Origin of the sequence: Caenibacillus caldisaponilyticus (genome assembly GCF_002003465.1) — a bacterium.
Taxonomy (GTDB): Bacteria; Bacillota; Bacilli; order Bacillales; family Sporolactobacillaceae; genus Caenibacillus; species Caenibacillus caldisaponilyticus.
This window is the reverse complement of sequence record NZ_BDDQ01000021.1, coordinates 62,488-85,417: the sequence shown is the minus strand read 5'-3', so window position 1 is coordinate 85,417 and position 22,930 is coordinate 62,488. Positions and strand designations below refer to the sequence as shown.

Sequence of the window (22,930 nt, the reverse complement as noted above, 5' to 3'; positions counted from 1 at the left end):
GATCATTCTTATGGCGATATTAAGCCTCGTCATATTGATGTTTGACTAAAAAGCGCGGCGCGCGTCGAATGGATTGCGACGCCGGGAAAAGCTCCGCCGTTCGACCGGGCGGATCGCGTCAAGGGAATAGATTTTTCCGGAGGTTGGCAAACTATGAACGGATGATCCTTAGGGGGGATTTCAGTGACTGATATGAAGTGGCCGGAGACACCGGAGCCGTATTGGAGAAAAGCATTCCCTGCCAAACCATTCCAACCGTTAAAGGAAGACATCACAGCGGATGTCGCCGTCGTCGGCGGCGGGATCACGGGGATCACCGCCGCTTATCTGCTCGCCCGCGAAGGCGTCGACGTCGTCTTGCTGGAAGCCGATCGGCTGTTGAACGGAACGACCGGGCATACGACTGCGAAGCTGACCGCCCAGCACGGATTGTTTTACGACGAATTGATCCAACATATGGGCAAGCGGGCGGCGCGCTTATACTATGAAGCGAATCGGGACGCCATAGCTTTTGTGCAAGATACCGCATCCGATCTCGGCATCGATTGCGAGTTCACCGAACAGGATGCCGTCGTCTATGCGACGACCGAACGGACCGCGGCACTCGTTGAAAAAGAGGCCAAAGCCTATGAAACACTCGGGATCGAAGGCGAACGTCTAGGGGAGATTCCCTTTGACCTCCCCGTTAAAAACGCGATCGTCATGAAAGATCAAGCGCAATTTCATCCCATCAAATTTTTGGGGCGATTAGTCGAAGAGCTCACCGCCAAAGGGGTGCGGATTTTTGAAGGGACGACCGCCGTTGACGTGGAAAAAGGCCACCAACCGACGGTCATCACCCGCGATGGCTTTCGCGTGACTTGCCGCAAAGTGCTGGCTTGCTCCCATTTTCCGTTTTATGAGTGGCAAGGGCTGTATTTCACGCGGATGTACGCGGAGCGGGCGTATATCCTCGCGGTCAAGGCGGCTAAAGCCTATCCCGGAGGCATGTACATCAATGCCGAATCTCCTTCCCGGTCGCTCCGGTCGCTGAAAATCGGCGGCGAAGAGGTCGTATTGGTCGCCGGCGAAAACCATAAAACCGGGCAAGGTCGGGACACTTGGGAACATTACAAGGCGCTCGCCGATTTTGCCGAGCGGGTTGTCGGGGCGGAAAACATCCTTTACCGATGGTCGGCGCAAGATCTTTATACGTTGGACAAAATCCCTTACATCGGCCCGATCACGTCGGGTTACCCCGATGTGCTGGTCGCGACGGGCTATAAAAAGTGGGGCATGACGTCCGGCATCCTGGCCGCCCATTTGATGCGCGACAACGTTTTAAATCGGAAGAATCCTTATCAATCACTGTTTTCCCCCTCCCGTTTTTCCATCGATCCGAGCTTGAAGAAGTTCCTTCTTGTTAATGGAGACGTGGCCAAACATCTCATTCAAGGCAAGTTGGAAGTGCCGACGGCAACGCCGAACCATTTGGCAAACGGCGAAGGCGGGATCGTTTCCTATAAAGGGAAACGGGCGGGCGCTTACAGAGATGACGATGGCCGGCTCCATATCGTCGACGCGACGTGCACGCACCTCGGCTGTGAATTGCAATGGAACCGCGGGGATCGGACGTGGGATTGCCCGTGCCACGGCTCGCGCTTCTCAACGGACGGCGACATCATCGAAGGCCCGGCTGAACAGCCGTTGACCAAAATGGAGGGATGAAGCCGCCTGAGTTGTGAAGGGGCTTTGGCGTTGTGGCAAGGCTGAAATGGGGATACGGAGGGATGCGGAGTGTGCGCAGCGCACAAGCACAACGAACTGGAACAGATCTTGGATCAATGGGTCGGGCATCGGATTCTGATTACGAAAGAAGAAAAAGACGACATCGATCAAACCGTCATCGATTTGAAAGCTTATCAGCACAAGGTCTACGAACATTCGGGCGACGGTTATTTGCCGAAAGCGGTCTATCAATTGGTCGGCGACGGCCGAACGGTGGACGGCGGAGCGCCGTTGCCGTACGACGCCTTCGATATTCCCGTGGACGATGCCCGTGAGCTCCTTTGTGATCCGGAAGGCGTTTTTCTGAGAACCGATCGCGCGTTATATACGCTAACGCCTTTATATCACTGAACTTGAATGAACGGGAATCCGCCGGATGCCGACGGGTTCTTTTTTTACGGTTCATAAAAGGCGTATGAAATTGTCGAAACATCACGTAAAAAAATCGAAAGCAAACCGGGCTTTCTGTTATATAATAAAAATATAATTTTTTAATCTGTAATATTACAGTAAAGCGGGAGGGTGAGCAGTGATGAATCAGGCCGAACAAGTGGAAAAACTGAAAGAAAGCTGGAACACCGAGCGTTGGAAAGGGGTCAAGCGCCCGTACAGCGCGGAAGACGTCGTGAAACTGCGGGGATCGGTGCTCGTGGAACACACGCTGGCCCGGCGCGGGGCTAAGCGGTTTTGGCGGCTCCTTCAACAAGAAGACTATGTCGCCGCGCTCGGAGCTTTAACCGGCAATCAGGCGGTCCAACAGGTGAAAGCCGGTTTGCAAGCGATTTACGTCAGCGGTTGGCAAGTGGCAGCCGACGCGAATCTTGCCGGACAAATGTATCCCGATCAAAGTTTATATCCCGCCAACAGCGTGCCCCACGTGGTTCAACGCATCAATCAAGCCTTGGCGCGGGCCGATCAAATCGACAGCGTCGAAGGCAAAACGGCGATCGATTGGTTTGTGCCGATCGTGGCCGACGCCGAAGCCGGATTCGGCGGCGCGCTGAACGTTTTTGAGCTCGTCAAAGCGATGATCGAAGCGGGCGCCGCCGCCGTTCATCTTGAAGATCAGCTGTCCTCCGAGAAAAAGTGCGGGCATCTCGGAGGGAAGGTGCTCTTGCCGACGCAAGAAGCGATCCGGCATCTCATTGCGGCTCGGCTGGCGGCCGATGTTTTGGACGTTCCGACCGTCCTCATCGCCCGGACGGACGCTCGTGCCGCGCAATTGATCACGAGCGACATCGATCCGGCCGATCATGAATTTTTGACGGGTGAACGATCGGCGGAAGGTTTTTATTACACGAAGCCCGGACTGGAACAAGCGATTGCCCGGGGGCTCGCTTATGCGCCTTACGCGGACCTCATCTGGTGTGAGACGTCGGAGCCCGATCTGGATGAGGCGAAAAGATTTGCGGAAGCGATCCATGCCCAATATCCGGACAAATGGCTGGCCTATAACTGCTCACCCTCCTTTAATTGGAAAAGGAAACTTGATGATGCCACGATCGCGAAATTCCAGCGGGAACTTGCCGCCATGGGCTATAAGTTTCAGTTCGTCACGCTTGCCGGGTTCCACACCCTCAATCACAGCATGTTCGAATTGGCCAGCGCCTATCGCGATCGCGGCATGGCCGCCTATGCCGATTTTCAACAAGCGGAATTACGCAGCGAAGCGCGGGGATATACGGCGACGAAACATCAGCGCGAGGTCGGAACGGGGTACTTCGATGAAGTGGCGCAAATCGTCTCGGGCGGAAACAGCTCGACGACGGCGCTGAAAGGGTCGACGGAAGAGGAACAATTCGTCTGAGGCGCCGATGCGGATGGCCAAGAAGCACGCGGCGAACACGTGGTCGGAAGACTTGTTGATTCTGTGAAATCATCCGTGGGGATGGTTGCAGAAAAGATGAACGCCACGCAATCCAAACGCGTCCGTCACGATCCGGTGGCGGGCGCTTGATTTTACATAGGGCTTGCTTTTTCTCGCCGGGAAAAATTTTTTTAAAGAAATTGAAGCAACCCCCTTGAAAGTCAAAAAAGGTCAAACTATAATAGGAAGTGAAAGAAAGGTCAAAGATAGTCAAACAAGAGGAGGCTTTGGCCATGGTGCTCTGCTGCAGATGTTAGTGTATGAGGCAGGGTTTTTATAAAACTTAAAAGGTCAAAGAAAGTCAAAGTCAAGTCGGAATGATCAGATTGTAAATATATGAAGGGGGCTGTCGGATATGCGTTGTGACAACTGCCACAAAAACGAAGCGGTCGTGGAAATGGACGTGCAAATCAATGATCGCCGTGAACATCTGAATCTCTGTGAGGCGTGCTACCAACAGTTCCGCGCCCAAGCGAATCCGTTCCACTTCGGCGGGGAGACGCCCTTTGATGAATTCTTCAAAAACTTCTTCGCCGCTCCGGCGGGGATGGTTTTCGGCGGCGGTCCCCAAGTGAAGACGCAAACGGCCGCCCCGAACCGCGGCGGCGGACTTCTTGATCAATTGGGCAAAAACTTGACGGATCGCGCACGCGCGGGCAAGATCGATCCGGTCATAGGGCGCGAGAAAGAAATTGAACGCGTCATTGAAACGTTGAATCGCCGCAACAAAAACAACCCGGTCTTGATCGGCGAGCCCGGCGTCGGCAAGACCGCGATCGCCGAAGGCCTCGCCCTTCGCATCGCTTCGGCGGATGTTCCGGCCAAGCTGTTGAACAAAGAAATTTATGTCATCGACGTCGCTTCGCTCGTCGCCGGCACGAGCTACCGCGGCCAATTCGAAGAGCGGATGAAACAACTCGTCGATGAGCTGGAACAGCGGAAAAACGTCATCGTCTTCATCGACGAAATCCATCAGCTCGTCGGCGCGGGTTCCGCCGAAGGCTCCTCCGATGCCGGCAATATTTTAAAACCGGCGTTGGCGCGCGGCGACATCCAAGTGATCGGCGCGACGACGTTGGACGAATACCGGAAGATCGAAAAAGATGCCGCTTTGGAACGGCGCTTCCAGCCGATCATGGTGAACGAGCCGACCGTCGAAGAAACGGTGGAAATTTTGAAAGGGCTGCGCAAAAACTACGAAACCTATCACGGCGTCCAATACACCGACGCCGCGTTGCAAGCTTGCGCGGCGCTGTCGCACCGCTACATTCAAGATCGCTATTTGCCCGATAAAGCGATCGATCTCATGGACGAAGCCGGTTCGAAGGTCAACTTGAAACAAGTCGTCCCGAACCCGGAAATCATTAAAGAGCGGCTTGAACGCATCGCGCGGGAAAAACAACAAGCGACGCAAAGGGAAGATTATGAACGCGCCGCCAAGCTCCGCGATGAAGAGGCCGCTTTGAAGGACAAGCTTGCCAATGCCAAACACGGCGGTGAAAAAGCCGTCGTCGACGTCGACGTCATCGAAGCGCTCGTCGAAGAAAAAACCGGCATTCCCGTCGGCAAGCTGCAACGCGAAGAACAAGAAAAGATGAAACATCTGGAGGAACGCCTGAACGCGAAAGTGATCGGCCAACGCGAAGCCGTCGCGAAAGTGGCGAAAGCCATCCGCCGCAACCGCGCCGGTTTCAGAAGAAAAAATCGGCCGATCGGCTCCTTCCTCTTCGTCGGTCCGACCGGTGTCGGCAAAACCGAGCTGTCCAAGACGCTTGCCGAGGAATTGTTTGGCGACCGCCAAGCCATGATTCGCTTGGACATGAGCGAATACATGGAAAAACATTCGGTCTCCAAAATCATCGGCGCGCCGCCCGGATACGTCGGCCACGAAGAGGCCGGCCAACTGACCGAACAAGTGCGCCGGAAACCGTACAGCATCATCTTGCTCGATGAAGTCGAGAAGGCGCACCCCGACGTCTTGAACTTGTTCCTGCAAATCATGGAAGACGGCCGTTTGACGGACAGCCAAGGGCGCACGGTCAGCTTCAAGGACACCGTCATCATCATGACGTCCAACGCCGGCCAAAGCGTGAAAAAGATCACCGTCGGATTCGGCAAGGACGGAAAGCAAGCGGACGGGTCCGAGGTCATCGAAAGCTTGACCGAATACTTCCGTCCGGAATTCCTGAACCGTTTTGACGCGATCGTCGCCTTCCGTTCCTTGGCTAAAGACGATCTCGTCCAAATCGTCGATCTGATGCTGAAGGATGTCTTCGAAGCGGCCGAAGCGCAAGGCGTCAAAGTGACGGTGACGGATGAAGCGAAGAAAAAACTCGCCGAACTCGGCTACCATCCGACCTTCGGCGCCCGTCCGCTGCGCCGCGTCATCGAAGAAAAAGTCGAGGATGCCATCGCCGACCTCGTGCTGGACGCGGAAGGCGTCACGGCGGTGACCGTAACCGTCGAAAACGGAGAACTGGCCGTCCGGCGGGCATGAGGCGCCAATCAACTAGGTGCGTGGCGTAAAAAGATCATTTATTCATTGACCGGGATGTTCCCGGTCTTTTTTTGCGCCTGTTTTTGCGGATGGCGATCGCGTTTCGGCTTGCAGAAGGCCGCAGTGCTGCCCCTTGTCGTGAAACACTCGGAGCGGGTGAACCGGCCAAGGGGAAGCGGGCGGTTGAAGCGCGGAGCGATGTTCGAACGCTTTCAATTTTTTTCAATCATATCAAGAACTTTCAATATATAATGTTTATAGATACCGGTATTTTTAGGGAGGTTTAGGCGTGAATCTCCTCCTGCCGTATGTTTTCCCGTTCATCATCGGCGTGTTCATCTGCGTGATGGTCGGCCTGTTGCAATACCGTCGTCCCGACGGTAATTTGATCCATATTTTGGCTGTTTGTTTTCTGGTTGGCGGCATCTATTGCTTGATCACCGCGGATGAAATTTTGTACGTTTATATGACCATTGTTTTTATTTTCTCGTCGGCGACCGCCGCCGCCGTGAAATTGCTGTTGTTCATTAAAAAATACGTCAAAAACCAAAGGCGACGAGATTCCGGATAAAGGGGAAGATCGCAATGAGATGGAGGCGTGACGCGGCCCTCGTCGCTTGGATGCCCCCGTTCGCTGTTAGAAAGGGGGATGGGCAAAGCGGTCCCGGAACGGCGTGCCCCCTGTCCGCGGCGGACGTCTGTGCCGTGGTATACAAAAAAATTCAACGCCTACTGTTTTAAAAGTATAATGAGGATGTTGGCGTCCGAAAAAAGTATTTTTCGGTTCGTCCACATGGGGAAACGGGATGACGAGATGCTCTTGAGGAGGTTATGAGGTGAATAACCACGACATCGATTATAAGATTTATGGCGATGACATGCAATTCGTCGAGATTGAGCTCGATCCCGATGAAACGACGATCGCCGAAGCCGGCAATCTCATGATGATGGAAGACGGCATTGAAATGGAAACGATTTTCGGCGACGGCAGCGAACAAAAGGGATTCATGAACAAGCTGCTCGGCGCGGGCAAGCGCCTGTTGACTGGCGAAAGCTTGTTCATGACCGCTTTTACAAACCGGGGCGTAGGCAAAAAGCACGTCTCGTTCGCCGCACCGTATCCCGGTAAAATTATTCCGTTGGATTTGAGCGAGCTCGGCGGCACCGTCATTTGTCAAAAGGATTCTTTTTTGTGCGCGGCCAAGGGCGTATCGGTCGGCATCGAGTTTCAGCGCAAACTCGGCACCGGCTTTTTTGGCGGCGAAGGATTTATTATGGAAAAATTGGAAGGCGACGGGCTCGCCTTCGTCCACGCCGGCGGCACGATCAAAGCGGTCTCGCTGGCCGTTGGGGAAAAACTGCGCATCGATACGGGGTGCCTCGTGGCGATGACGCGCGATGTCGAGTACACCATTGAATACGTCGGCGGCATTAAAACCGCATTGTTCGGCGGCGAAGGGCTGTTCTTCGCGACGCTGACGGGCCCGGGCACCGTTTGGGTTCAATCGTTGCCGTTCAGCCGTTTGGCGAGCCGGGTCTTCAGCGCCGCGCCGCAAATCCCGGGCGGACGCAGCCGCGATGAAGGCAGCCTCCTCGGAGGAGTCTGGGGGCTTTTTGATGGTGACGATTGAGGTCCGGACATCGGACGATCGCCGGTCAATCGGGGGAAGCCCTTTTTCCGACATTATTGCCGAGCAAGGTTAAACAAAGGATTTCGGGGTTCGGCGTTGGCGACGAGCGCCTAAGGCTCTTGTCGGACGCGCGCTCTCGCCGTTCACGTCGTTCCTTTTTTACAAACGCCCTTCCGATCTGGCGCCGCCGGCGGGAGGGCTTTTTTTTGGCGAAATCGGCCGCCGCGGTCGACAAGACGGCGAAGGCCGGCGGTGGCCGGGTTGCGGACAAATGAATGGCGGGGCATTCGCCGACGAAGCGCGGTCATCCGGCGCGTGAAATTTATGAAAAACTTTTGCGGAAACACGCGGGATGTATTAATCTGTTACTGTGGGTTTTGGACGCTTCATCAGTTGTTAGGTTTTGAAGATCCGTCAATCGTTCCAATACATTGCCGCGCTGATCACCGATCAGGGATGGCGGATGGGTCCGGGATTACCGCCAGAAAAGGCGAACGCCGCCGGACATTGCCGAATCCGAACGGCTTTTTCACCATCCTCCATCCGGCGGCATACGGCCAAATTCAAAGTCAGGGAGAGATCCGTCCATGAGTGATGCGAAAGACCTGTATGATGTGACGATCATCGGCGGCGGGCCGACCGGCCTGTTCACCGCTTTTTACAGCGGACTGCGGCAAATGAAGACGAAGATCATCGAAAGCTTGCCGCAATTGGGCGGCCAGCTGTCCGCTTTATATCCGGAAAAATACATTCTCGACGTCGCGGGGTTTCCGAAAATCCGCGCGCAGGAACTCGTCGACCGGCTCGTCGAACAGGCGAACCAATTTCATCCGACCATTGTGCTGAATCAATCCGTCGAGACGCTTGAGAAAAGCGAAGACGGCACGTTCATCCTCACGACCGCGACGGGGGAAAAACATTACACGAAAACCGTCATCATTACGGCGGGTGTCGGCGCTTTCCGGCCGCGCCGGCTTGAATTGGAAAACGAAAAACAATATGAGGGCAAAACCCTTCACTATTTCGTAAATGACCTCAATCGGTTCGCCGGGCGCAAAGTCGTCATTTCCGGCGGCGGCGATTCCGCGGTCGACTGGGCGAACATGCTTGAACCGATCGCGGAAAAGGTGACGATTGTCCATCGCCGCGATCAGTTCCGCGCCCATGAACAAAGCGTGGAACAGATGAAAAACTCGAGCGTGACGATTAAAACCCCTTATGTCATCAGCGAATTGATCGGCGACGGGGAAAACATTGAACGCGTTGTGATCAAAAACCCGCGCGGCGAGGCGAGGGAAACGATCGAGGCCGACGATGTCATCGTCAGCCACGGGTTTGTCTCCGCGCTCGGGCCGATCAAGAATTGGGGCTTAGAAATCGACAAAAATTCCATCGTCGTGAACACCAAGATGGAAACCAACATTGCCGGCGTGTACGCCGCGGGCGACGTGACGTCCTATCCCGGCAAGGTGAAATTGATCGCCACCGGGTTCGGCGAAGGGCCGACGGCGGTGAACAACGCGAAGACGTACATCGACCCAAGCGCCCGCACTCAGCCGATGCACAGCACATCGATGACGATTTGAATCGCGACGGGTATGAAACAAACGGAGCGTCGGCGCTGAAATAAATATTCGAACAATCGACGGGCTCGTCCTTTCACAAAGCGGTGAAAGGACGGGCCCGTCATCGTTTTGTCGCCGCATCTGATGATAGGAAAGCAAGATCGCACGTTCTATCGAGACCGCCGCCGGTCGATTTCGCTTGATGATGCCGCGCTCGCTTCATGCTTCATGCGGAACGAATGGCCTTTTTTTGCTGGCGCCGCTTTTTTATTGGCACGAAATTCCGGATGGCCCTCATTCCCCGAAACGCGCCAGCCGATGATAAAAAGCTTTTAAAAACGCATACAACATCGCTTCCGATGGGGCGGGATCGCGGTGTTTCGGAATGATGACGCCGACGGTCCGGTAGACGTCGGGTTCCGTGATCGCTTTTTTCACCAAGTTCGGCGCGAGATCGCTTAGGGCGTCCTCAGGCAGAAGCGCCACCCCGAAACCCGCGGCGACCAACGCTTTGATGGTGTTGACGTCTTCGCCTTGAAAGGCGAAGCGCGGGCGGAATCCGGCCGCTTCACACGCTTTAAGGACGTCATCGTGGAGAGGCAGGCCGCGCCGGAACGAGAGAAAAGGTTCCGTCCTCAGCTGACTGAGCGACAACACCCTTTCCTCGGCGAGCGGATGGTCGGCCGGCAACACCGCGACGAGCCGCTCCCGATAAAAGATTTCACCCCGCACGGACTCATGATCGGTCGGCACCGGGGCGCAAAAGGCGATATCCAGCCGCCCGCCGTCGATCGCCGCGAGCAAATCCGCGAGCGCGCCTTGTATAAGTTGAAAGCCGATGGCGGGGTGTTCCTCTCGGAATTGGGAGAGAGCGATGGGCAGCGACGGTGCCGACACGCCCGTCGCCAACCCGATGTTCACCGTTCCGCGCTCCGGATCGAGATATTCTTCGATTTTTTTCTTGCCTTGTTCGATTTCCGCCACCGCGCGCTCGGCGTAACGCAGGAACCGGCGGCCGATGGCCGTGAGCTTCACGTTGCGGCCTTCCCGGGTGAATAAAGCGACGCCGAGTTCCGCTTCCAATAAGGCGAGTTGCCGGCTGACCGCGGATTGGGCGACGTGCAAGCGGTGAGCCGCCTCCGTGACGTGTTCATGTTTAGCCACTTCAATAAAGTAGAGGATTTGCCGCCACTCCATCCCGATTCCTCGCTTTCATATCAATACGAGATGATTTATATCTAAATAATATATTGTTTAGATTGATTGATTGCAAGTATAATAAAAATCCACCGCAATGTTCGTATTATTCGAAACCGAAGGAGGGGATGAACGATGAAACCAAGAGGCCTGTACCATCCGGCATATGAGCACGATGCATGCGGCATCGGATTTGTCGCCCAAATCGACGGCACGCGCTCGCGGGCCATCGTCGACCAGTCGCTCCATTTGCTCGAGCGTTTGGAGCATCGAGCGGGATTTGCGAACGGAACGGGCGACGGTGCCGGCATCCTCACGGAAATTCCCGATGACCTTCTTCGGCAATCCGTGCCGTTTGACCTGCCCGCATTTGGTGACTATGCCGTCGGCATGGTCTTTCTTCCGGATTCCGAACGCTTGGAAACGTTGATCATAGAGGCATTCGAACACGAGGCGCAACGGCTGGCGCTCGGCGTCATCGGCTGGCGCGACGTCCCCGTCGATGCGGCCGTCCTCGGCCCGGCGGCGGCGAAAACAAAACCGCGCATCAAACAAGTTTTCATCGGAAAGCAAGACGAAGCGGACGAGCGGACGTTTGACCGCCGATTGTACGTCTTAAGGAGAGGGATCGAAAAGCGGTTCGCATCCGATCCAGGCGTTTACGTCGCGAGCCTTTCTTCCCGTACGATCGTTTATAAAGGTCTGCTGCGGCCGGCGGAACTTCCGGTTTTTTACGCGGATTTGGCAAATCCCGCTTATCGGTCGGCCTTCGGGCTCGTTCATTCGCGCTTCAGCACGAACACCTTCCCGACTTGGGAGCGGGCGCATCCTTATCGAACCCTCATCCATAACGGGGAGATCAACACGCTGAAAGGCAACATCCATGCGATGAAAAGCCGCGAGCGCCTGCTGAATACGGACGTTTTCGGCGTACCGGCGGATGCGCTCATCCCGATCATCAACGAGGCGGGCAGCGACTCGGCGGCGCTGGACAACGTCTTGGAATTTTTGCTGCTCAGCGGCGTCCATCCCGCCCACGCGGCCATGATGCTCGTGCCCGAACCTTGGGAAAACGATCCGATGGACCCGGACGTGAAGGCTTTTTACGAGTATCACAGCGCCTTGATGGAGCCGTGGGACGGCCCGATGGCGGTCGCTTTCACCGACGGACGGTTTATTGCCGCCGGGCTCGATCGCAACGGTTTGCGTCCGGCCCGTTACGTCGTCACGACGGACGGCCGCCTCGTTTTTTCATCGGAATTCGGCGCCCTCGACGTTCAGCCCGAAGAGATCGAGTCCAAACGCCACCTTAAAGCCGGCGAATGGCTCTTCATCGACCTCGAAGCCGGCCGGATCGTACCAGATGAAGAATTGAAACGGCGCTGTGCCACGGCTTATCCCTACCGCAAATGGGTGGAAGAAAACGTCATCGATCTCCGTCCTGAACGGAGCGAAACGCCGGCGGACAAAGAAGGGGAGGAGGCGCCCGACCTTTCCATGGCAAACGGGAATGAGGCGGGTCGCTCTCATGATGCCGGCCGGCTGAACGAGGCTTCTGAATCCGGCGCCCGCCCCGTCCAATTCGACGCGGATACAAGCAATGGCCGCGAATCGGTGACTTCGGAGCTGTTCATGCGGCAAAAACTGTTCGGCTACACGTATGAAGAGGTGCACAAGTCCATCAAGCCGATGGCGGAAAGCGGCAAAGAACCGGTGGCGTCGATGGGGATGGACGCGCCGGTCGCCGTCTTATCCGAGCGTCCGCAGCTCCTTTATAACTATTTCAAGCAATGGTTCGCCCAAGTGACGAATCCGCCGATCGATGCGATTCGGGAAAAGGGCATCACGTCCACGCTGACGTGGCTCGGACCGACCGGCGATCTCTTGCAGCCGGGGCCGGAAAACGTCCGCCGCATCAAACTCGCCTCTCCGCTGCTCGATGACGCGCTGTTCCGACGGCTGCAAGCCGTCCCCGGATTTAAGGCGTGCCGGCTCGACGCCGTGTTTTCCGCCGATGATGAACACCAATTGGAAAAAGCGTTGTCCGCTCTCTTTAATCAAGCGGAGGAAGCCGTCGCCGCGGGCGCCGCGCTCCTCATTTTGTCCGACCGCTCGACGACGGCAAATCAGGCGCCGATCCCGATGCTGCTCGCCATCTCCGGCCTGCACCATCATTTCATGCGCCGGGGCATCCGGACGAAGGTGAGCTTGATCGCCGACACGGGAGAAGCGCGGGACAGCCACCACGTCGCCGCGTTGATCGGTTATGGCGCCGATGCCGTCTATCCGTATTTAGCGATTGAATCGGTCCGGCGGTTGGTCCGGGACGGCCACATCGAGGGCCTCTCTGAGGAACAAGCCGTCCGCAACTATTTGAAAGCCTTGATCGACGGCGTCGTGAAGATCATGTCGAAGCTCGGCATTTCCACCGTACAGAGTTATCGAGGGGCGCAAACCTTTGACGCGCTCGGGATTTCCGAAGAGGTCATCGACCGTTATTTTACCGGCACGCCTTCGCCGATCGGCGGTTTATCCTTGGCGGATATTGCCCGGGAAACGTTGAGCCGTTTCCGGGCGGCGTTTCGATCGGACGGGAAAGCGGCCGCATTGGATTCGGGCAGCGTTTTGCAATGGCGAAACGGCGGGGAATATCATCGCGTTAATCCGAAGACCGTCTACCTTTTGCAACAAGCGGTCCGCCGCAATGATCCCGATCTTTACCGGCAGTTCTGCGAAGCGGCCGACCAGGAAGAAGCCGTCAATATAAGGAACCTTTTCACCATTGAAAGCGGACGGCCGCCCGTGCCGCTGGAAGAAGTGGAACCGGCGGAAGCGATCTTGAAGCGGTTTAAGACCGGCGCGATGTCTTACGGCGCCCTGAGCCAGGAAGCGCATGAAGCGCTGGCGATCGCGATGAACCGAATCGGCGGAAAATCCAACAGCGGCGAAGGCGGTGAAGATCCCCGGCGCTACCGTCCCGACGAAAACGGCGACTCGCGGCGCAGCGCCATTAAGCAGGTGGCCTCGGGACGCTTCGGCGTGACGAGCCTTTATTTGGCGGAAGCGGATGAAATCCAAATCAAAATGGCTCAAGGCGCCAAGCCCGGTGAAGGCGGGCAGCTGCCCGCGGAAAAGGTTTATCCTTGGATCGCCGAAGTGCGCGGGTCGACGCCCGGCGTCGGGCTTATTTCGCCGCCGCCCCACCATGATATCTATTCCATCGAAGATCTCGCCCAACTCATTTATGACTTGAAACAAGCCAATCCGAAAGCCCGCATCAGCGTGAAATTGACGGCGAAATCGGGCGTCGGCACGATCGCCGCCGGCGTGGCGAAAGCGAACGCGGACGTCATCCTGATCAGCGGTTATGACGGCGGCACGGGAGCGGCGGCGCGCACGAGCATCCAGCACGCGGGCCTGCCTTGGGAGCTTGGCCTCGCCGAAGCCCACCAAACGCTGCTGCTTAACGGGCTGCGCGACCGTGTGACGCTGGAAGCGGACGGAAAATTGCTGACCGGACGCGACGTGATCGTCGCCGCCTGTCTGGGCGCGGAGGAATACGGATTTTCCACCGCGCCGCTCGTCGCCCTCGGCTGCGTGATGATGCGGGTTTGTCATAAAGACACTTGCCCGGTCGGCATCGCGACGCAAAATCCCGAGCTGCGCCAACGCATGGCCGGCGAGCCGGAACATGTCGTCAACTACATGCGCTTTGTGGCGGAAGACGTTCGTCAGTGGCTCGCGGCTCTCGGTTATCGTTCGCTCGATGAATTGATCGGCGCCACGCATTTGCTTAAGCCGGGCGAACCCGTTCGAATGAATTGGAAAGCGAAGCGCCTGGATTTTTCCAAATTGCTCTCTGCGCCATCTGAATTAGAAGGGGACGTGCGGCGAAAAGCGGCGGCCCCCCATCCGCCGCGCGAAGCCTCTTTTGACGCCAAGGTGTTGCTCCCCGCCGCCAAACCGGCGCTGGAACGCGGCGAAACGGTACACCTCCGCACGGTATTGAAAAACACCGATCGCGCCGTCGGCACGCGCCTCGGCCATGAAGTGTCGGCCGCGCACGGCGAAAACGGGCTGCCGGACGGCGCCGTCACTGCCGAATTCAGCGGTTCGGCGGGGCAAAGCTTCGGGGCGTTTGTGCCAAAAGGCTTGACGTTTATCTTGAACGGCGATGCCAACGATTACGTCGGAAAGGGGCTTTCCGGCGGCCGGCTCGTCATTAAACCGCCCGCGGAGACGCCACGGCCCCAAGGCGAAGCAATCATCGGCAACGTCGCTTTTTACGGCGCCACCTCCGGCGAGTCTTACATCCGCGGCGCTGCGGGTGCCCGCTTTGCCGTCCGCAACAGCGGCGCGTGTCTCGTCGTGGAGGGCGTCGGCGATCACGGCTGCGAATACATGACCGGGGGAACGGTGGTCATCCTCGGGCCGATCGGGAAAAACTTCGCCGCCGGCATGTCGGGGGGCGTCGCTTACTTGTGGCCGGACGGGAACCCCTATGAAGTCATGGATCGCGTCAATCGCGAAATGGTTGTCCTCGAGGCTTTGAATGACGAGCAAGAGATCCGCAACGTGCGCAGCCTGGTGGAACAACATTGGAAGTGGACGGACAGCCCGAGGGCGCGCAAGATTTTGGAACGTTGGGAGACATGTGCCGCGCGCTTCATTAAAGTGGTGCCGATTGAATACAAAAAGATGACGATGCGCATCGCCGAACTGTTGGCCGAGGGACATGACGAGCCACAAGCGAAGTGGCTTGCCTTTCAAATGTTAAAAAGCGGGGCCGATCGCCCGGAGAGCAAACGACCGGTCACGAGTTTGCAAGGCGTTTAACCCGAGAGCAAGAACGTTCGCCGAAGGTTGACCCATATAAAAAAGCCGAATGATCAAAACGCCCGATAAAAGTTGGCAAAGAAACGGCATCCACGCGTTGCCGCCATTGCTGCAAGACGATCGGCGTGCGGTTTATTTGCGCGGTCCGGTATGAGAGTCTGGGAAAAGAAGCCGTTTAAAACGTCGATGCCTTTGAAGGAGGGATGCGCATGGGTGATCCGCTCGCTTTTTTGACGATTCCGAGACGAGAAAACGGAGAGAGACAAGCGGCCGAAAGGGTGAACGATTGGGGCGAATACGTCGTACCGCTGGCGGATGAGGCGCTCCGCAAACAAGCCGCCCGCTGCATGGATTGCGCCACCCCGTATTGCCAAATCGGGGCGGAATGGAACGGGGCGACGAGCGGTTGCCCGCTTTACAATCTGATCCCGGAATGGAATGAGCTCGTTCGGCGCGGCCATTGGCGGGAGGCGTATGAGCGGCTGATCAAGACCAACAACTTTCCGGAATTTACGAGCCGGGCTTGCCCGGCGCCGTGCGAAGGGTCGTGCACGGCCGCGCTTCCCGCCGCGCCGGTGGCGATTAAAAGCATCGAAAGGGCGATCATCGACCGCGCGTTTGCTGAAGGCTGGGTGACGGCGATCCGGCCGGCCCGCCGCAACGGCTTCAAAGTCGCGGTCGTCGGATCGGGCCCCGCGGGCCTCGCCTGTGCGGATGAGCTGAATCAAATGGGTTACTGCGTGACCGTCTTTGAACGCGCCGATCGTCCCGGCGGCTTGCTCATGTACGGGATTCCGAATATGAAATTGGAAAAATCCGTCGTTGAGCGGCGCATCCAATTGTTGGCCGAAGAAGGCATCGCGTTCGTCACCGGCACCGAGGTCGGCCGAGATCTCGCCTTTCGGGAAGTGCGGAAGCGCTTTGACGCCGTCGTGCTTTGCATCGGCAGCGGAAAAACGCGCGATCTGGCCATCGAAGGCCGTGATCTGCAAGGCGTCCATCAAGCGATGGATTATTTGACCGCGAGCACAAAGGCCTTGCTTTCCGGCCAACCGCCGGCCATCGATGCCCGCGGCAAGCGGGTGATCGTCATCGGCGGCGGGGACACCGGGGCCGACTGCGTGGCGGTCGCCCTCAGGCAAAAATGCCAAAGCGTCATTCAATTCTCGCGGCGCGGCCGCCTTCCGGATCAACGTCCGTCCGACAATCCTTGGCCCGAAGCGCCGAAAGTGTTCAAGCTCGATTACGGTTATGAGGAAGCGGTCGCGACGTTCGGTTGCGATCCGCGAACATACAACGTCCTTCCGGTGCGCTTTGTCGGGAAAAACGATCGCGTGACCGGGCTGGTCACGGTGGATGTGGCGTTCGACGACCGCGGCCGGCTGCGGGAACTCCCCGGCACGGAACGCACATGGCCGGCCGACCTCGTTCTGCTCGCCGTCGGTTTTTCCGGCGTCGAGGATCATCTGTTTGCACATACCGGCGTCGCCAAATCGCCGCAAGGAACGATCGCCGCATCTCGGAAGACGTATCAAACCGATATTCCCGGCGTCTTCGCCGCCGGGGACGCCAGGAGAGGGGCCAGCCTCATCGTTTGGGCGATGCGCGAAGGCCGGGACGCCGCCGCTGCCGTTGACCGCTATTTGCAGGAGAAGAAAGACTAAGCAAATGAGAAAAACTTTATCGTGCGCCCGGCGGCGCACTTTCTTTTTTCAAAGAGACTAAGTGGGGCTTCCCTTGCTGGACTCCTCGAAGCGATTCCGCCGCTTTCCGAACGCCCGCCGTCAAAAGCGGAAGCCGGTGGGCAGCGCGTTCGAGGCCGTGTTTATCGGGCATGGATAATTTCATAGCCAAATCATGGTTGACCGATACAATATATTGTGCTAATGTCATTTCAGACAACCATATATTGATGCCACGCGTTAAAAGGTGTCCGTTCGGACTTAATAGGGAATCCGGTGCAAATCCGGAGCTGTCCCCGCAACTGTGAATGCGGACGAAACGAAGCGCCACTGTACAGGTTGCTCTTCGGGGTGCCTGTATGGGAAGGGTCGGAGTAGGATGAAGCATGAGCCAGTAGACCTGCCTTTTAACGAACGTTTCAATGCTTCGGGGGGTGAGCCATTGAAACGGCGGAGAGTCGGCAGCGACCAACGGCCTGCGCGGATGGAGATGACCTTTTGGACGGTTTTTCGACTTTTCAAACGCGCGTTGGCCGGCGCGCCGAAGGGATGCTTGGTGCCTGCATTTTGCTACCGCCGTTTCACGCTCATCGCGAAGATGGGCGTTTTTTTATTGGTTGTCGAAGATCAGCATCCATCCAAAAAACATGGGAGGCGGAAGCATGCAAGGTTCTGTCGTTGCGGACAGCCAAGGCAAAACGAGCCGTTATGATGAGCAGCAGCTTATCAAAGTGATTGATGAAGCTTTCGAAGGATTGGATTTGAAGTCGAAGGATGAATTTGTCCAAAAAATTCTCCGGACGGTCGCAGCGGGGAAGACGACGACCGCCCAAGAGATTGAGAGGATGCTTGAATTGGAGGCCGCCGCGTTTATCACGGCCGAGGAGCCGGATTACACGTTCGTCGCCGCCCGTTTCTTGTTAAATCGTCTTTATCAAGAGATAGCCGAAAAGCGCGGATGCGCGGTCCGTCATGTCTATTCCGATTTTTACGGCCTGGTGAAAGCCTTGACGGACAAGGCGCTCTATTCCCGGGAGATCATGGACCGTTATTCCAAGGCGGAGATCGAAGCCGCCGGCAAATTCATCGATCCGGAAAAAGACAAACTGTTTCACTACGTCGGGCTGCGGACCATGATCGATCGCTATTTGACCAAAGACCATGACCATAACGTTTTGGAATTGCCCCAGGAGCGCTTCTTGGTCATTGCGATGGTGCTCATGCAAAACGAATCGAAAGAAAAGCGCTTGGCTCTCGTCAAAGAAGCGTACTGGGCTTTATCCAATCTCTATATGACCGTCGCCACACCGACGTTGGCCAACGCGGGAAAAACCCATGGCCAGCTGTCTTCGTGTTTCATTGACACCGTCGAAGACAGCCTGCGCGGCATTTACGACAACAATACGGACGTCGCCACATTAAGCAAAAACGGCGGCGGCATCGGCGTTTACATGGGCAAAGTCCGCGCGCGCGGGAGCGACATCAAAAAATTCAAGGGCGTCTCATCCGGCGTCATTCCATGGATCAAAGGGTTAAATAACACGGCCGTATCCGTCGACCAGCTCGGCCAGCGCCAAGGGGCCATCGCCGTTTATCTCGATGTTTGGCACAAGGATATCATCCCGTTCTTGGAACTGCGTTTAAACAACGGGGATGAGCGGTACCGCGCCCACGACGTGTTTACCGGCGTATGCATTCCCGACCTCTTTATGGAAAAAGTTCGTGACCGCGAGGATTGGCATTTGTTTGATCCACATGAAGTCCGACGCGTCATGGGCTTTGCGCTTGAAGACTTTTACGATGAAGAAAAGGGCGATGGCGAGTTTCGCAGGCGCTATCAGATGTGCGTGGACCATCCCGAACTGTCGCGGACGACGGTGCCCGCCATCGAAATTTTCAAGAAGATCATGGCGTCCCAGCTGGAGACCGGCACGCCGTATATGTTCTACCGCGATACGGCCAACCGCATGAACCCCAATAAACACAAAGGCATCATTTATTCAAGCAACTTGTGCACGGAAATCGCCCAAAACATGTCGCCGACGACCGTCGTGCAAGAGGAATTGGTTTTGGAAGACGGCGAATCGCGCATCATCATCGTCAAAAAACCCGGCGACTTTGTCGTCTGCAATCTGTCTTCGATCAACTTGGGCCGGGCGGTCGGCAAGGCGGAAGGGGAGTACGGCGTTCTGGACCGGCTCATCCCCATCCAAGTGCGCATGCTGGATAACGTCATCGATTTGAACGATATCGAAGTGCTGCAGGCGAAGTATACGAATCAGCGGTACCGGGCCGTCGGCCTCGGCACGTTCGGCTGGCACCATTTGCTCGCGTTAAAGAACATACGCTGGGAAAGCGAAGAGGCCGTGGCCTATGCCGATCGCTTATATGAATACATCGCCTATAAAACCATCGAAGCTTCCAAGGATTTGGCCAAAGAGAAGGGCAAGTATCCGCTGTTTGCCGGAAGCGAATGGGCGACCGGAGAATATTTCATCCGGCGCGGTTATATCGACCGGAACGGAAAGAACTTGGGCGCTTTGGATTGGGCGTCTTTGGCCGAAGAGGTGCGCGAACACGGCCTGCGCAACGGGTATCTGATGGCGGTGGCGCCGAATTCGACGACCGCTTTGATCGGCGGGAGCACGGCGAGCGTCGATCCCGTTTATCGCAAAATTTACTCGGAAGAAAAGAAGAATTACAAGATCACGGTCACCGCGCCCGACCTCAATCCCACCACATGGTGGCTGTACAAGCATTCGGTGGATATCGAGCAGGAATGGTCGATCCGGCAAAACGCCGCGCGGCAGCGCCATATCGACCAATCCATATCGTTTAACATCTATGTCTACCATAACGTGAAAGCCAAAAAGCTGCTTGAGCTCCATCTGAAAGCCTGGGAAAACGGGCTCAAATCGACCTATTACGTCCGGAGCACGACGTTTGACCAAGAAGATTGCGAGAGCTGCCAGTCATAAAAAGGGGTGGACGTGATGGGCATCGCCATCATTTATGCTTCGCGATCCGGCAACACCAAAGAAACGGCGGAACTCATTCAAGACGAATGCGAAAAGTACATCGGGAACCGGGTGCCGTTGGTGCCGGTCACCGATTTACGGGCCGTGGAAGAAGTGTGCCAACACAGCACGCTTCTTTTCTTCGGCACTTACACCTGGGGAAAAGGAAAATTGCCGGATATCGCGCGCAAGGCACTCAGGTTCATGATCAAGGAAAACGATTTTGCCTTGCCGCCTGTCGCGGTCTTCGGCACCGGTGAAACCATTTTTACTTATTACTGCCGGGCGGTCGATGAAGCGGCCTACCATCTCGCGCATAAAACGGAAGTTCTCGGGACGATGAAAATCGAATTGGCGCCGAGAGGGCCAAAGGCGATCAACGTGGTCAGGCAATTCACGAGGGCCATCATTGACGATTGGATGGAGGGATATAAAAGTGGCATTAAAGAAAATCAAAATACTGGAACCTGAAAATCCGAATAAACCGACAGCGATCGTCAACGGTCAAGCGAGCGGCATCGTAAACTGGAACGATCTGAAATATCCGCATTTCTATGACCACTATAAAAAGCTGCTCTCGCAATTTTGGACGCCGTTTGAAATCAATATGAGCAAAGACGTCATTCAACTGGCGCGCGGCGAGCTGGATCCGGCCGAAGTCGAAGCCTACTTTTTAATCACCGCGCTGCTCACAACGTTCGATTCGATCCAAGCGCGCTGGATCTCTTTCGCCGCTCCGTATATTACGGACACGTCGGTCGCCCACTTGCTCTACTACATATGCCGCGATGAGGTGGTTCATAATCAGAGCTATTCGTATTTGCTCGCCTCGGTGACCGACAACGAGACGCAAATGAAGACGTTTGAGCATGCGCGCACGCATCCCAAAATTTTAAAGCGGAACGAACGCGTCCTGGAAATCTATGAAAAATTTAAAGAGAACCCGACACCCCGCCATTTGGCGGAAACGCTGGTGGCGTCGAACTGCAACGAGGGCATCTTCTTCTACTCGGGTTTTGCCTATTTCTATCATCTTGCAAGAAATCAGAAAATGTTGGCGACCTCGACGATGATCCGCTACATCCAACGGGATGAGATGCTCCACAACCGCATCGGGTCGGATATCCTCAGGGCGCTTCTGGGGGAAAATCCGGAAATCGATGCCGACGGATCGTTTTCCGCGTTCATGTACGACTTTGTCAAATACAGCGTGGAGGCCGAAATCGAATGGTCCAAGTATATCTTAAAAGATATTAAAAACCTTGATCTGCTCGAATTGGAGGGCTATCTCAAGTATTTGGGAAACAAGCGCTCCCGTTTGATGGGCGGCGACATCGTATTTGAAGGGTACGAGGACAACCCGTGCCGCTGGATCCAAATCTATTCGGACGAAACGTTGGACAGCGATAAAACAGACTTCTTCGAGCAGAAGTCGCGAAACTACACCAAAATTACGGACGAAAACGGTTTTGATGAGCTTTAATGGTCCGATTTTCGGCCGCCGCTCAGGCAACCGTTCGAAACGAAGCGCGAAAGGCGGACGTTCAAGAAGAAAGGGGCGGATTCGCGGCGATCGACGGGCAGGAATCCCGGGGGAAGTACGAATTTTATACTATGGAAGACCCCGTTTTCACACAAGGTTTCATGGCTTTGTCAACAACATCGGCAAATTGTCAAATGTTTTTCAAATTTCGTTCGCGATTCTCTCGTTTATGTTAAATAAAATGTAACCCAACCGGAGATCGGACGTATGTATTGATGAAAATCGCGCCGGCGGAATGTTCGCCATTCCGACCATTCTTGAAAGGGGGGACGAACGCATGCCGAAATGGTTGCGGAAAACGCTGATCACGCTCGTGACGGTCTTGACGCTCGGCACCGTCGTCCCCACTTTTAACGTTCATCAGGAATCCAAGAAGCCGGATTCCGGGGAACAGCGTCCGAAGGCGAGCCGCGGTGAATTTCTTGCAACGACGGGCCATGAAGCCATCGCTGTAGAGACCGTTGAGGAGCGGGTTTCGGAATGGCCCGAGATTGCCGCCCTTTGCCAAACGCGTGCGGAAATGCTTGAGCAATTGGAACGGTACGCGGCGAAAGAAGCGACCGCACAAGGCTTTGAAAAATTCGGCCCGGCGATCGCCGAAGAAATCGGAGCGGTTTACGTTGAAGATATCGTTCCGCGTTTTGCCGATGCCGTCGCGTCCCTCGGCGCGACCGTCGACGATGAGACGCTCCGGCATTTGATGGTCAGCCGCCATCCGGCGGGCGGAACGGGCGAGCGCATCCTGCATTTTTACGACGGCCGGACGGGCGAAGAATTGATTAAATTCCACGTGCGCCGCGACCATCCCCCGCAAGAAGGATATTGGTTTAACTTCCATTACCATACCTATCAGGACGGTTTTCAAGAACATCACGAAATCGCCAAGGTTTATTGGGACAAAAACATGCCGCCCAAATGGATGGCGTGACGGCATGAGCATGACCGGATGCCCAAAGCCTTCTCCCGCTCCGGACGGGGGAAGGCTTTTTTTTGCTGGGTCCGGTTCTTTCCAGGCCGCAGCGTCTTCGCGTTTTCCATCCGCGGTTCATTTTAGGATGAAAAAATGTTATAAAAAACATTGTTTTTTTGACAAGAGTATGATAAATTAAGAAATGTCATTGTCAAGAATGGCCGCCTGCCGGGTTGGCCGTGGCGATGATGAAAACCGGAAGGGATAAATTGCTACGATAGGAGTTATCATCCATGGAAAACCTTGTCCAAATTGTGGTGAATCAAGGCTGAAAAAAATCCACGCGATGTTCGTCGTGGGTTTGATTTCGTGCGCCTTTTCATCACCGGACGGGGTGGACCATGATCCGACATAGAAC

At 55.9% G+C, this 22,930-nt stretch carries 14 protein-coding genes and 1 riboswitch; of the genes, 13 read left to right on the top strand and 1 reads right to left on the bottom strand.

Annotation, left to right across the window (positions count from 1 at the left end):
- Positions 1 to 192: 192 nt before the first annotated feature.
- From CCB157_RS07540 to CCB157_RS07495, 7 genes are all read left to right on the top strand, one after another.
- Complete coding sequence (locus CCB157_RS07540; RefSeq protein WP_077615329.1) at positions 193 to 1,707, top strand: FAD-dependent oxidoreductase; 1,515 nt, start codon at positions 193 to 195, stop codon at positions 1,705 to 1,707.
- Positions 1,708 to 1,776: 69 nt separating this feature from the next.
- Positions 1,777 to 2,118: a protein YmzB gene (gene ymzB / locus CCB157_RS07535; RefSeq protein WP_077615297.1), complete on the top strand. Its 342-nt coding sequence runs from the start codon at positions 1,777 to 1,779 to the stop codon at positions 2,116 to 2,118.
- A gap of 181 nt (positions 2,119 to 2,299) precedes the next feature.
- On the top strand, positions 2,300 to 3,574 hold the full coding sequence (gene aceA / locus CCB157_RS07530; protein ID WP_439951312.1) for an isocitrate lyase: 1,275 nt from the start codon (positions 2,300 to 2,302) through the stop codon (positions 3,572 to 3,574).
- Between the two features lie 415 nt (positions 3,575 to 3,989).
- Entirely contained in the window at positions 3,990 to 6,131 is a 2,142-nt protein-coding gene (locus tag CCB157_RS07525; RefSeq protein WP_077615295.1) for an ATP-dependent Clp protease ATP-binding subunit, read from the top strand.
- A 289-nt stretch (positions 6,132 to 6,420) separates the two neighbouring features.
- Positions 6,421 to 6,702 carry a hypothetical protein gene (locus CCB157_RS07515; protein ID WP_077615293.1) on the top strand — a complete coding sequence of 94 codons (282 nt, stop codon included), beginning with the start codon at positions 6,421 to 6,423 and terminating at the stop codon, positions 6,700 to 6,702.
- A gap of 265 nt (positions 6,703 to 6,967) precedes the next feature.
- Positions 6,968 to 7,762: a TIGR00266 family protein gene (locus CCB157_RS07510; RefSeq protein WP_077615292.1), complete on the top strand. Its 795-nt coding sequence runs from the start codon at positions 6,968 to 6,970 to the stop codon at positions 7,760 to 7,762.
- Between the two features lie 587 nt (positions 7,763 to 8,349).
- Positions 8,350 to 9,348, top strand: coding sequence for an NAD(P)/FAD-dependent oxidoreductase (locus CCB157_RS07495; RefSeq protein WP_077615289.1), 999 nt, complete (start codon positions 8,350 to 8,352; stop codon positions 9,346 to 9,348).
- Between the two features lie 273 nt (positions 9,349 to 9,621).
- Here the strand turns inward: CCB157_RS07495 and gltC are convergent, their stop codons facing one another.
- Complete coding sequence (gltC, locus tag CCB157_RS07490; RefSeq protein WP_077615288.1) at positions 9,622 to 10,524, bottom strand: glutamate biosynthesis transcriptional regulator GltC; 903 nt, start codon at positions 10,522 to 10,524, stop codon at positions 9,622 to 9,624.
- A 135-nt stretch (positions 10,525 to 10,659) separates the two neighbouring features.
- On the opposite strand from gltC, the gene gltB reads away from it, so the two are divergent.
- The 6 genes from gltB to CCB157_RS07450 all read left to right on the top strand — a co-directional run bounded on the left by gltB (position 10,660) and on the right by CCB157_RS07450 (position 22,530).
- Positions 10,660 to 15,360 carry a glutamate synthase large subunit gene (gene gltB, locus CCB157_RS07485; protein WP_077615287.1) on the top strand — a complete coding sequence of 1,567 codons (4,701 nt, stop codon included), beginning with the start codon at positions 10,660 to 10,662 and terminating at the stop codon, positions 15,358 to 15,360.
- Positions 15,361 to 15,569: 209 nt separating this feature from the next.
- Positions 15,570 to 17,024 carry a glutamate synthase subunit beta gene (locus CCB157_RS07480; RefSeq protein WP_077615286.1) on the top strand — a complete coding sequence of 485 codons (1,455 nt, stop codon included), beginning with the start codon at positions 15,570 to 15,572 and terminating at the stop codon, positions 17,022 to 17,024.
- A gap of 246 nt (positions 17,025 to 17,270) precedes the next feature.
- A riboswitch (cobalamin riboswitch) is annotated at positions 17,271 to 17,464 on the top strand.
- Positions 17,465 to 17,704: 240 nt separating this feature from the next.
- Positions 17,705 to 20,020: a ribonucleoside-diphosphate reductase subunit alpha gene (locus tag CCB157_RS07470; RefSeq protein ID WP_077615284.1), complete on the top strand. Its 2,316-nt coding sequence runs from the start codon at positions 17,705 to 17,707 to the stop codon at positions 20,018 to 20,020.
- Positions 20,021 to 20,035: 15 nt separating this feature from the next.
- The gene (locus CCB157_RS07465; RefSeq protein WP_077615283.1) at positions 20,036 to 20,530 is read left to right on the top strand and encodes a flavodoxin domain-containing protein; all 495 of its coding nucleotides are present in this window, start codon (positions 20,036 to 20,038) and stop codon (positions 20,528 to 20,530) included.
- On the top strand, positions 20,496 to 21,542 hold the full coding sequence (locus tag CCB157_RS07460; RefSeq protein ID WP_077615282.1) for a ribonucleotide-diphosphate reductase subunit beta: 1,047 nt from the start codon (positions 20,496 to 20,498) through the stop codon (positions 21,540 to 21,542). Before CCB157_RS07465 ends, CCB157_RS07460 begins: the two co-directional genes overlap by 35 nt.
- Before the next feature lie 337 nt (positions 21,543 to 21,879).
- Entirely contained in the window at positions 21,880 to 22,530 is a 651-nt protein-coding gene (locus tag CCB157_RS07450) for a YpjP family protein (protein WP_158077242.1), read from the top strand.
- Positions 22,531 to 22,930: the final 400 nt, after the last annotated feature.